The 11182-nt window shown below is 65.7% G+C and carries 10 protein-coding genes; 3 read left to right on the forward strand and 7 right to left on the reverse strand.

Annotated features, from left to right (window positions below; all coding sequences use genetic code 11):
* Positions 1-67: 67 nt before the first annotated feature.
* From U8330_RS03985 to U8330_RS04015, 7 genes are all read right to left on the reverse strand, one after another.
* The gene (locus U8330_RS03985; protein ID WP_323103842.1) at positions 68-2008 is read right to left on the reverse strand and encodes a methyl-accepting chemotaxis protein; all 1941 of its coding nucleotides are present in this window, start codon (positions 2006-2008) and stop codon (positions 68-70) included.
* A 319-nt stretch (positions 2009-2327) separates the two neighbouring features.
* Positions 2328-3206 carry an SIS domain-containing protein gene (locus U8330_RS03990; RefSeq protein WP_323103843.1) on the reverse strand — a complete coding sequence of 293 codons (879 nt, stop codon included), beginning with the start codon at positions 3204-3206 and terminating at the stop codon, positions 2328-2330.
* 67 nt (positions 3207-3273) lie between these two features.
* A complete protein-coding gene (locus tag U8330_RS03995; protein ID WP_323103844.1) occupies positions 3274-4137 on the reverse strand; it encodes an MBL fold metallo-hydrolase in 864 nt (287 codons plus the stop codon).
* Positions 4137-5072: a phosphoglycerate dehydrogenase gene (locus U8330_RS04000; RefSeq protein WP_323103845.1), complete on the reverse strand. Its 936-nt coding sequence runs from the start codon at positions 5070-5072 to the stop codon at positions 4137-4139. The genes U8330_RS03995 and U8330_RS04000 overlap by 1 nt, the downstream gene beginning before the upstream one ends.
* 3 nt (positions 5073-5075) lie before the next feature.
* Positions 5076-6029, reverse strand: a complete 954-nt coding sequence (locus U8330_RS04005; protein WP_323103846.1) for a shikimate dehydrogenase — start codon at positions 6027-6029, stop codon at positions 5076-5078.
* The gene (gene eda, locus U8330_RS04010; protein ID WP_323103847.1) at positions 6026-6679 is read right to left on the reverse strand and encodes a bifunctional 4-hydroxy-2-oxoglutarate aldolase/2-dehydro-3-deoxy-phosphogluconate aldolase; all 654 of its coding nucleotides are present in this window, start codon (positions 6677-6679) and stop codon (positions 6026-6028) included. The genes U8330_RS04005 and eda overlap by 4 nt, the downstream gene beginning before the upstream one ends.
* Before the next feature lie 49 nt (positions 6680-6728).
* On the reverse strand, positions 6729-7349 hold the full coding sequence (locus U8330_RS04015; protein ID WP_416236813.1) for a glucose-6-phosphate isomerase: 621 nt from the start codon (positions 7347-7349) through the stop codon (positions 6729-6731).
* Positions 7350-7565: 216 nt separating this feature from the next.
* Here U8330_RS04015 and U8330_RS04020 point away from each other — a divergent pair, with 216 nt between their 5' ends.
* The 3 genes from U8330_RS04020 (at position 7566) to U8330_RS04030 (ending at position 11149) form a co-directional block, all read left to right on the forward strand.
* Positions 7566-8531: a substrate-binding domain-containing protein gene (locus tag U8330_RS04020; RefSeq protein ID WP_323107151.1), complete on the forward strand. Its 966-nt coding sequence runs from the start codon at positions 7566-7568 to the stop codon at positions 8529-8531.
* Positions 8532-8649: 118 nt separating this feature from the next.
* Positions 8650-10161 (forward strand): sugar ABC transporter ATP-binding protein, encoded by a 1512-nt coding sequence (locus U8330_RS04025; protein ID WP_323103848.1) that lies wholly within the window; start codon positions 8650-8652, stop codon positions 10159-10161.
* 13 nt (positions 10162-10174) lie between these two features.
* Positions 10175-11149: an ABC transporter permease gene (locus U8330_RS04030; RefSeq protein ID WP_416236814.1), complete on the forward strand. Its 975-nt coding sequence runs from the start codon at positions 10175-10177 to the stop codon at positions 11147-11149.
* Positions 11150-11182 lie beyond the last annotated feature (33 nt).

Here is an 11182-nt window from a genome sequence, read left to right on the forward strand (position 1 = left end):
CGGCCGGACCCTTTGGAGCGTAAGAAGAGCGATGCCCCTTACGCCCGCCGGACCGGCCGACCTGCGCCTAGAATTCCTCCCAGCTTTCCACCGCCGCCGATGCGGCGCCGCCACCTGCCACTCTCAAGAGCGGCTTCTTGGGCAAGACACGTTCGCTCGGTGCGCGCTCGCCTGTCGGTCGTGTGGTGGGACGCGAGGCTGCGGGCCGTGATGTGGTCTGGCCAAGGCGGAAGCCGGAGACGATCTCGCGCAGGCGATCGACTTCCACGGCAAGGGTCGCGCTTGCGGCGGTCGATTCCTCCACCATGGCTGCGTTCTGCTGGGTCACTTGGTCCATCTGGTTGACGGCGGTGTTGACCTCCGACAGGCCGACGGATTGCTCGCGCGCCGAGGTGGTGATCGCCTCGACATGCTGGTTGATGGTGATGACCAGCGCTTCGATGGTCTTGAGCGCCTCGCCGGTCTGGCTGACGAGCTTGACGCCGTTCTGCACCTCTCCGGAGGAATTGCGGATCAGGTCCTTGATCTCCTTGGCGGCCTGGGCGGAGCGCTGGGCAAGCTCGCGCACCTCCTGGGCCACGACCGCAAAGCCCTTGCCGGCTTCGCCTGCCCGCGCCGCTTCCACGCCGGCGTTGAGCGCCAGCAGGTTGGTCTGGAAGGCGATCTCGTCGATCACGCCGATGATCGAGGAGATCTGGTTGGAGGATTGCTCGATCTTGCTCATGGCATCCACCGCATCGGCCACCACGGCACCGGACTTGCGGGCGCTGTCATTGGCCTCGATCGCCACCGCGCGGGCTTCTTCGGCGCGTTTGGAGGAGTTGGAGACATTGGCGGTGATCTCATCGAGCGCGGCGGCGGTTTCCTCCAGCGAGGCCGCCTGCTGCTCAGTGCGCTTGGAGAGATCCTCTGCGCTGTGGCTGATCTCGCGGGCACCGCTGTCGATCGTCCCGGTTGCCGAGGCCACGGCCTGCATGCTTTCGGCAAGCTGCGAAACTGCTGCGTTGAAATCGGCGCGCAGGCCTTCGAAGTCGGCGGCGAAGGCCTTGTCGAGACGGAAGGTGAGGTCGCCCTGGGCCAGGTGGCTGAGGCCATCGGCCAGGCTCTCGCTTGCCTGGCGCATCTCGTCGGCGCGGCGGCGATCCTCGGCCAGGCTGCGGGCGCGCTCGGCTTCGCTTGCGGTCCGGTTGCTGTCCGCTTCTTGTTCCAGCTGGCGGTTGCGCAGGCCGTTGTCCTTGAAAATCTGCACAGCCTTGGCCATGCCGCCGATCTCGTCGCGCCGGTCGGTGCCGTCCACCACCGTCTGCAGCTGACCGTTCGCCAGCTGGTCCATGGTCTTCGACAGGGCGTCGATCGGGCGAACCAGCCAGGCGCGAACGGCCAGAAAGCCGGCGCCGAGCACCACGAGAAGGCCGACCATGACAACCGCGATCGAGGTATAAATCGCCCCATGCGCCTGATCCGACAGGGCGGACCCCGCCTGTTCCGCGTGCTCGATCATCGTGCTGGTGACCTTCGTGAAGTGCGGCGAGAGGGTCAGAAAGGCCGGTTGGCAATCCTTGAGATACATGCCCTGGGCGGCCGCAGCCCCGTCCGGGGATTGGACAAGACGCGCTGCCGCAATGGTCGGCGCGCAGGTGGTGTCGATGGCGGCCAGGCCCTGCGTCTTCAGCGTCGCGACGTCGGCGTTGCCCGGCAGAGCCTCGATCGCCTTGTCCATATAGGCGATGAAGGCCTCGCGGGCGGTCTTCAGTTCCTTGTCCGCAAAGGCGATGTCCTCCGCGGAGCGGGCGATCAGCATTTCGGCGACTTCCGAGCGCATCACCTGCAGGCTTCGGTTGGAGCGCGCGAGGTAGACCGCCGCCTTCTGCTCGCCATTGATCAGCCTGTTATAGTCGCCGTCCATGACGGACGTCTGGCGTGCGAGATACAGGGTGCTGCCCAGCGCAAACAGCGCGAACATGGCCATGATGGTGAAGAATTTGCCGACGATGGAAAGATGTTTCATGCGCCACTCCTCTGTGGTCACGGGTCTCGGTGGTCTCGCGGAACATCTGTCCGCGCCGGCGGAGGCAACGGCTGTGCCTGCTCGGAACCCGCTATCCGGGGCCAAAGCAGCAACGCGCACGTGCCAGATCCGCTTCGCCTCTCTTATTGAGTGCGTTATTGAAATATTACGTTAAAATTAGCTGACGCTTAGCCTGTCAGCCGTGCTTGACCATCGCCAGACCTGAGCCGCGGCCCTTTACGATTTCTTCAGCATTTTCAGTGGCGCGTGCCAAGACGCGCGGGGTGGCGCCGGCAGCAGGCGGTGAGGATGCGGAGCCCTAGAGAGGCTGCATGCGGCGCATGTCGGAAAGCTGCCGCTTCATCTGATGGATCCGCGCCTGGTCCTCGGCCGGGCGGCGCATGGCGACACTGGTGGAGAGAATATCGATGACGACCAGAGCCGCAATGCGCGAGATGGTCGGCGTGTACATATTGGTGTTTTCCAGGGTCTCGACGATCAGTGCCACGTCGCAATAGGTGACGAGCGGCGAGTCCGAGCCGGTCAGGCCGATGACGACTGCGCCGTTTTCGCGCGCGATGCGGGCGATCTCGATGATCGAGCGGGTGGTGCCGGTGTTGGAGATGATGAAGGCGACCTCGCCGGGCTTCATCATCGAGGCCACCATCAGCTGCTGGTGGCTGTCGAGCTCGGCCACGCAGGGCACGCCGAAGAGCGGGAATTTCTGCTGCGCATCGCGGGCGACGATGCCGGAGGCGCCGAAGCCGAAGAAGACAATGGCGCGCGCCTCGGCCAGCCGGTCGATCGCCTTGTGCAGCGCCGCCTTGTCGAGCCGCGAGCGCGCCCAGTCGAGGCTCGTCATCGTATAGTCGAAGATCTTCTCCGCCACCGTCTCCGGGTCGTCCGTATCCAGCAGCACCGAATGGGTGGCGGGCGTGCCGAAGGCCAGGCTCTGGGCGAGACGGATCTTGAAGTCCTGGAAGCCGTTGCAGCCGATCGCGGTGGCAAAGCGCAGCACGGTCGGCTGGCTGACTTCGGCAAGCTGTGCCGTTTCGCCGACCGTCGCGCTCATGATCCGACGAGGATCGGCCAGCACGACATCGGCGACCTTCCGGTCGGATTTGCGCAGCTCCGGCCGCATGGTCCGGATGATCTCTATGATATTGCGGCCCGTGCTGGAGCGCAGATCCGTGTCCATGTGCTTGCCTTTCACGTCCCGCTCCGGCCGAGCGGCAGCCCTTTCAGCTCTACATCACGCACGCGCCTCACGAAAGCGTCCAGCCATAAAGGCGGCCGGTGCGCGCGCGCAGCAGCTGCAGTGCGCCGCAGGTGCCGATCCTCTCATCGATCTCGCGCGGATCGGCCGTGTTGAAATCGAAGAGCCCATAATGATGGGCGATCATCGATGTTGCACCGACCGCTTGGGCGAGATCGATCGCTTCTGTCAGCGAGAAATTGCCGGGCACACCATTGTCGGAAAGTTCCGGCCGACGTCCGTTGACCGGCAACAGCACGAGATCCGGCGCCAGCGCCCGCACCTCCGCCACCAGCCCGTCGAAGGGAACGCAGTCGCCGGAATGCCAGAGGCGGATGGGACCGGCCTGCAGGGCATAGCCGAGGAACCGATGCCGCCCGGCCTCGTCCTCCTCCAGCGTCTCGTGCGCGGCGCGCGTTGCCGTCAGCGTGATGCCCGGCAGGATCTCGACGCTTTCTCCCGCATCGACCGGCGTGATCTCCGCTTCCGCCCGACCGGCGCGCAGGGCGGACTGGGCGAGAACGGCGCGCGGCACGACGAGATTCGCGCCGGGATTGGCAGAGAGCAGCGGCTGCAGCGTTGCGGGATCCATATGGTCGGTATGGGCGTGGGTGCAAAGCACGGCATCCACCCGGCCGAGCGCCTCAGGCTCGACCGGCGCCGGCATCATGCGGCGATGCGGACGGGCGGTGCCGCGATATTTTACGGCCAGACTGTCCGAAAGGTAGGGATCGATGACCAGCCGCCGGCCGGCAAGCTCGATCACGAAGCCGGCCTGGCCAAGCCAGGCGAGAGAGAAAGTGGCCGCCGGCGGGCCGGCCAGGGCTTCCGCCAGCGGCGTGTCGAGGAGCGTTTCCGTCAGCCGGCCGGCCATCAGGACACCGGATCCAAGGCCGAAACGAGGTTCAGGGCGGCGATGCGGGTGGCGCGATCGACGCTTTCGGCGGTGAAGCCGCCAATGTGGCTGGTGGCAATCACGCGCGGATGCGACGCCAGCGTCAGCGAGGTCGGCGGCTCCTGGTCGAAGACGTCGGTCGCATAGGCGGTCATCCGACCGCTGTCGAGCGCCTCGATCAGCGCCTCCTCGTCCACCAGCAGGGCGCGCGCGGTGTTGATGAGGATCTGCCCCGGCCGCACAGCCTGGATCCGCCGCCGGTCGATCAGCGTCGAGCCGTCGCGGGGCAGGGGGCAGTGCAGCGTCACGAGATCGCTGTCCGCGAGGATCTCGTCGATCTCGGCATAGCGGAAGGCGCTGGACGGCAGGTCGAGATTGGGCCGCGCCGGATCGAAGGCCACGACCTGCGCCCCGAGCGCGATGACCATGCGCGCCACTTCGCGCCCGATCGCGCCGCAGCCGACCACGCCGACGGTTCGCCCCCGGATCTCCGCGCCGCGCAGGCGAGGCCAGCCGCCGGTCTTGATGCCGGCATCGACGCGCGGGATGGAGCGGAGCGCGCTGAACATGAGCCCGATGGTCAGCTCCGCCACGCCGAGCGCATTCGCACCCTCGGCAATGCGGATCGCAACGCCGCGCGCCTTCAAGAGGTCGACCGGCAGGTTGTCGATGCCGACGCCGTTCCGGCTGATGACCTTCAGCTGTTCGGCAGCCTCGACGATGCGCGGCGTCACCGGCTCGACGCCGGCCAGCCAGCCGACGCAGTCCGGCACGAGGCGCAAGAGTTCCTCCTCCGTCGGCATGGCGCCGGCCGTGCTGTAGACGATGTCGAAGCCCTGCTCGCGCAGCCGCTCCACGTCCGGATGCGGCTCGGCGGTCAGCGAGCGGGGGGTCACGAGAATCCGCTGGTTCATGGCCTATCTCCCGGCTGCCGTCTTGGCGATGTCGGATATGCGGTCGAAGGAGGGACCGGAGGTCGGAATGGCGACGTTGAAGACCTCGGCGATCACCTGCGTCCAGCCATGCAGGAAATAGGTCCAGCCATCTTCCACCTGCAGCGCCCGCTCCGCCTCCTGGCGGCGCGCCTGATCGAGGAAGATGAGATCGCCGCGGTAATTGAGATCCCAGGCCACCGCCCGCTCTGGAAAGATGGCGGCGTTCGACAGCGGCGAGCCCGGCGCATCCTTGCCGAGGCCCGTGGCATTGATCACCAGAGAACCGGGCTTGAGACCTGCCAGAACGGCGTCATTGTCCTCGGCGTTGGGCGCGAGCACGTAGTCGACGGGCACGGCACTGTCGATTTCGGCATGGATGCGGCGGATCTCGTCCAGCCGGTGCTGGCTGCGGTTCGAGACGACGATCCGACCGGGCACATCGGCACCCCGGCTGCGGCGCATCAGATGCCAGGTGATGGCGATGGTGGAGCCGCCGGCACCCATGGAGAAGAGATCGGCGCCGGTTCGCTCGAAGTAACCGTCGCCCAAAAAGCCATCGATGGCGAGCCCGGAGGAAATCGGGTCCTTGGCGTGGCAGATGAGTGTGCCGTCGCGCTTGGAAATGCAGCTTGTCTCGTCCATCAGCCGCGCATGCGGATCGACCACGTCGAAGAGATCGCGGCAGGCATGGAACAGGTCGATCTTATGGGTGGTGACGAGCGCGCCCATGGACAGCGCGTCGTCCCGAATGAACTCGACGGCCTCCCGATAGGCGGCGGGATCGTCATGCAGCGCGAAGTCGATGCCCTTGATCTCCGCATCCTTGAGGCCGAGAAACTCCGCCCAGGCGGGAAACACCTTCATGATCGAGCTTTTGCCGGTGGTGACGCCGATGAAATAGAGCGTCGGGCGGGTGGCGGGTTGAAAGCGGCTCACGCGCGTGCCTCCAGAGCCTGGCGTGCCGTCTTCACTGCGGAGGCGGCGTTGCGGGCGATCTCGGCAAAGCGGCCCTCGCGGATGTCCTCGGTCTTGGCGATCCAGGTGCCGCCGACGGCCACCACGGCCTTCAGCGCCAGCCAGTCGCCGATCGTCGATTCGGTGACGCCGCCGGTCGGAATGAAGCGGATGCCGAGATGGGCGAAGGGCGCGGAAATACCGGCCAGCGCCTTCGGCCCTCCGGCAAGGCCCGCGGGGAAGAATTTGGCAAGCTTCACGCCCTTTGCGGCGGCCTGCGTCAGGTCGCTCGGCGTCATGATGCCGGGGCAGAAGGGCAGGTCGACGGCCTTGGCCGCATCGACGATCGCCGGATCGAAGCCGGGTGCGAGCCCGAAGCGGGCGCCGGAGCCAATAGCGCGGGAGAGATTGTCCTGATCGAGCACGGTGCCGGCGCCGATGCACAATTCCGGCCGCGCATCGCGGATTGCGGCCAGAACGTCGGCGGCTGCCGGGGTGCGGAAGGTAATCTCCGCCACCGGCAACCCGCCCTCGAGCAGGGCATCGGCCAGCGGCACGGCATCGTCGACGCGTTCGATGGCAATGACGGGCACGACGCCCAGTCCGGCAATCAGGTCGATGGGGTTGGTCATCACGGGTCCTTTTCTCGATCAGTCAGGCTGTCGTTGGCGGGCAGGGCTATCAGGCGGATGGGCGAAGGAGGCTCTCGACCGTCGCTGCAGAGCGCGGGCGGTAGGCAGGGTTCTCGACGAGTTCCCATCCTTGGGCGCCAGCCATCACCCGGTGGCGCATGCCGTTCGATTGTTCGATGATGCCGTAATCCTGGCCGCTATCGGCCGGATAGGCGAAGACCATGACCAGATCCTCCTCGCCGACATTGATCGAGCGGTGGATCCAGTAGGGCGGCACATAGCAGATCGCCTGCGGGCCGATCTCGACGATGCGGGTTTCGCCCTCGGGCGATTCGAGCTGCATCAGGCCGCGGCCCTGCTGGCCGTAATAGATCTCCGGCCGGTCGGCGCGCGCATGGATATGGCCGCGCGTCAGGAAGAATTCGCGCCCGATCCGTCCAGGGCTCATGCGCGTGACGCCATAAATGAGGTCGCCCGCATCGGCGCCCGGCTTGAAGTCCTCGACATCGTAGACCACCACATCGCCCCGCTCGGTCAGGAGGGCGGAATGAGCTGCCTCGTCGGCATAGAGCCCCTTGAGATCGCTGAGCCGCTTTTCATAGCGGCCCGTATGTCCGCTCATTCCGCCGGCTTTCGGGTCGACCAGGTTCGCTACCGGTTCTCTCAGCATGCACGCTTCCTCCGTTTGGTAGTGAAATTACATAATTTGAACGGAAGCCACGTGCAAGATGAAAATTTCGGCATGATGCATCGCAATAACCGGAAGAAGCGGCTAAAAATTATGTTGACGATAAAAAAATACGTAATTACGCTACATATCAACCAAGCGGACCTGGCTTGCGTTGTTGCGCTTTCGTGGAGGAGAAAACGAATGAACCGCCTGAAGATGACTGCCCTGAAGCTGGCCTTGGGTGCGGCCGTATCGCTCGTTGCGATGACCGCTGCCCAGGCCGCCGATTGCAAGATCGGCATTTCGATGAAGACGCTCGACGCGCCCTATTTCGCCGCGCAGGAGGTTTCGGCAAAGAAGCATGCCGAGGAGCTCGGCTGCGAGGTCATCTCCGTCGATGCGCAGAATGACCTGAACAAGCAGGTTGCCGACGTGGAAGACATGGTGGCCCAGGGCATCGGCGCGCTGATCATCAATCCGCGCGACAGCAAGGGCCTCGTTCCGGCCGTCAACGCGGCCACCGCCGCCGGCGTCAAGGTCTTCGTGATCGACTCCACGCTCGACCCGCAGGCGAACTTCGTCACGCTCGTCCAGTCCTCCAATTCGCAGAACGGCCTTCTGGTCGGCCAGTGGCTGGCCGATTCCACCAAGGGCAAGGACCTGAAGATCGCCCTGATCTCCGGCGACAAGGGCAACGAAGTCGGCCAGGAGCGCCGCCTCGGCGTGCTCGCCGGTCTTCTCGAAGGCCAGCTGCGCAACGAAGGACGTGCCCGTTTCGAAGTCGTTGGCCAGGGCTGGGGTGCCTGGGGCAACGAGGGTGGCCTGAAGGCCATGGAAGACCTGCTGACCGCCAACCCGGATATCAATGTCGTTCTCGGCGAGAACGACTCCATGGTGCTCGGCGCCCAGAAAGCGTTGGAGCAGGCCGGCCGTTCGGAGGGCGTGCTGTTCCTGGCGGCCGCCGATGGCCAGAAGGAAGCGCTGCAGCAGATCCAGGCCGGCAAGTACGGTGCGACCGGGCTGAACGATCCGGCGCTGGTTGCCGCCACGGCGGTCGACATGGCCAAGAAGATGCTGGACGGCCAGATGGAAGGCCAGATCTCCAAGGTGACCTACACGACCCCCGTCGCCATCACCAAGGACAATGTCGAGCAGTACTACAAGAAGGACGCGGTGTTCTAAGACCCGATCCTCCCCGGAACGGTCGGCGCCCTGCGCCGGCCGCTTCCCGCCCTATCCCGGCGCCTGACGAAGCCTGCCTGCAGGCTGCGCCGTCGACCCGACCCCTTCGGAAGTGACCATGAACCATCTGGTAGAACTGAGCGGTATCCGCAAATCCTTCGGCGGCGTGCATGCGCTGCGGGGCGTGGATTTTGCGCTGCGCGCCGGCGAGGTGCATGCGCTGCTCGGCGAAAACGGCGCCGGCAAGTCGACGCTGATGCGCGTGCTCGGCGGCGAATATGTGCCCGAGGCCGGCAGCGTCAGCGTGCGCGGCACCAAGGAGCAGTTCCGCAGCCCCGTCGATGCGCTCGACAAGGGCATTGCCATCATCCACCAGGAAATGGCGCTCGCGACCGATCTGACCGTTGCTGAAAACATCTTTCTCGCCGAGCTTCCTGCCGCGATCTCCTGGCGCGAGCTGCGCCGCCGGGCGAAGACACTCATCGCCAGCCTCGGCTTCGACATTTCTCCCTCTGCCATCGTCGGCGATCTTTCCGTTGCCCATCAGCAGGTGGTGGAGATCGCCAAGGCGCTGTCGCGCAATGCCGGCGTCATGGTCTTCGACGAGCCGACCGCCGTGCTGTCCATGCGGGATGCGGAGCGCCTGCTCGGCATCATCCGCACGCTGAAGGAGCGAGGCGTCGGCGTCATCTATATTTCGCACCGCCTCGACGAGGTGTTCCGCATCGCGGATCGAATCACGGTGATGAAGGATGGTGCTTCCGTCATCACCGTCGAGCGCAGCGATGTCAGCATCGACGACGTGATCCGCATGATGGTCGGGCGGCCACTCAAAGCCCTGTTCGGCGAGGATGTCGCGCGGGAGCCGGGTGCCGAGGTGCTGCGCATCGAGAACCTGTCCGACGGACTGCGCATCCGCAGCGCCTCGCTCAGCGTGCGGGCCGGCGAGATCGTCGGGCTCGGCGGCCTGGTCGGTGCGGGGCGTACGGAGCTGGTGCGAATGATCTTCGGGGCCGAGAAGGCGCAGTCCGGCCGCATCTTCATCAAGGGCGAGGAGAAGCAGATTTCCAGCCCGCGCGATGCGGTACGCGCCGGCATCGGCCTGGTGCCGGAAAGCCGCAAGGAGCAGGGCCTCGTTCTCGATTTCCCGATCCGCGTCAACGCGACCATGTCCAAGCTCGCGCCCCTCGTCAACGCCTTCGGCTTCATGCGCCATGCCGCCGAGCGGGACGCGGTGGAGGCCCTGGCCGGCCGGCTGCGCATCAAGGCCGGCAGCCTCAACGATCCGGCTAGCAGCCTGTCGGGCGGCAATCAGCAGAAAGTGGTGCTTGCCAAGTGGTTCCATGCCGATGGCGAGCTGATGATCTTCGACGAGCCGACGCGCGGCGTCGATGTCGGCGCCAAGACCGAGATCTATTCGTTGATCAAGTCCCTGGCCGCCGAGGGCCGAGCCGTCCTCGTCATCTCCTCCGAACATCTCGAACTGTTCGGCCTGTGCGACCGCATCCTGGTCATGCGCGAGGGCGAGCTGACCGGCGCGCTCGAGCCGGCCGATTATACCGAAGAAAAACTGCTGAAGCTCGCCATGGTCCAGGCCGATCCCCTGACCGAAGCCGCAGCCGCCAACTGAGTGGGTGAAACACGTGACAGACCTGACCGAAGCCGCCCGTCCGCGCTCGCTGAACATCAGCACGCTGCTCCACCGCTATGGCACGGTGGCGATCCTGATCGCGCTGCTGATCGTCGCCACCTCCATGTCGAACGTGTTCCTGACCGAGCGCAACATCATCAACGTGCTGCGCCAGAGCGCCGGCACCAGCCTGATGGCGATCGGCATGCTCTTCGTCATCCTGACGCGCGGCATTGACCTGTCGGTCGGCTCCATCGCCGCGCTCGGCAGCGTGCTGTCCGCTATTCTCATCCAGCAGTTCGGTACCGGCGTCTCGGTGGCCGGCGCGCTGCTCGCCGGCGCAGCCTGCGGGCTGGCCTCGGGCGTGCTCGTGGCCTTCCTCAAGCTGCCGCCCTTCGTCACGACGCTTGCCATGATGACGGTGGCGCGCGGGCTTTCGCTCATCGTTTCCACCGGCCAGCCGATCCAGATGGGCGATGCAGGCGCCTGGGTCACCGCCTTCGGCGCAGGGTCGATCGCCGGCATTCCCTATCCGGTCGTGCTGATGGCGGTCGTCTTCCTCGTCGCCGGCATCGTCCTCAACTATACGCGCTTCGGCCGGCTGGTGAAGGCGATCGGCTCCAATGTCGAGGCGGTGCGCCTGTCGGGCATCCCCGTCGCCTTCTATACCACGGCGGTCTATGTCATTTCCGGCGTGCTGGCCGCCGCTGCCGGCATCGTCTCCACCAGCCGCACCGGCATCGGCTCGGCCAATATCGGCGTCGGCGCAGAGCTGGATGCCATCGCCGCCGTCGTCATCGGCGGGGCGAGCCTGATGGGCGGGCGCGGCGGCGTCTTCAACACCTTCATCGGCGTGCTCGTGCTCGGCATCATCGCCAATATGATGAACCTTGCCCGCGTGCCTGGCTATCACCAGCAGGTGTTCATGGGCTGCATCATCATCGGCGCCATGCTGCTGCAATATGCCTCGAACTGGTTCCGTAAGTAGCCGCTATCGCTTCTCCTGCCGCCGGGCTATGTC

Origin of the sequence: Rhizobium sp. CC-YZS058 (assembly GCF_034720595.1) — a bacterium.
GTDB lineage: Bacteria > Pseudomonadota > Alphaproteobacteria > Rhizobiales > Rhizobiaceae > Ferranicluibacter.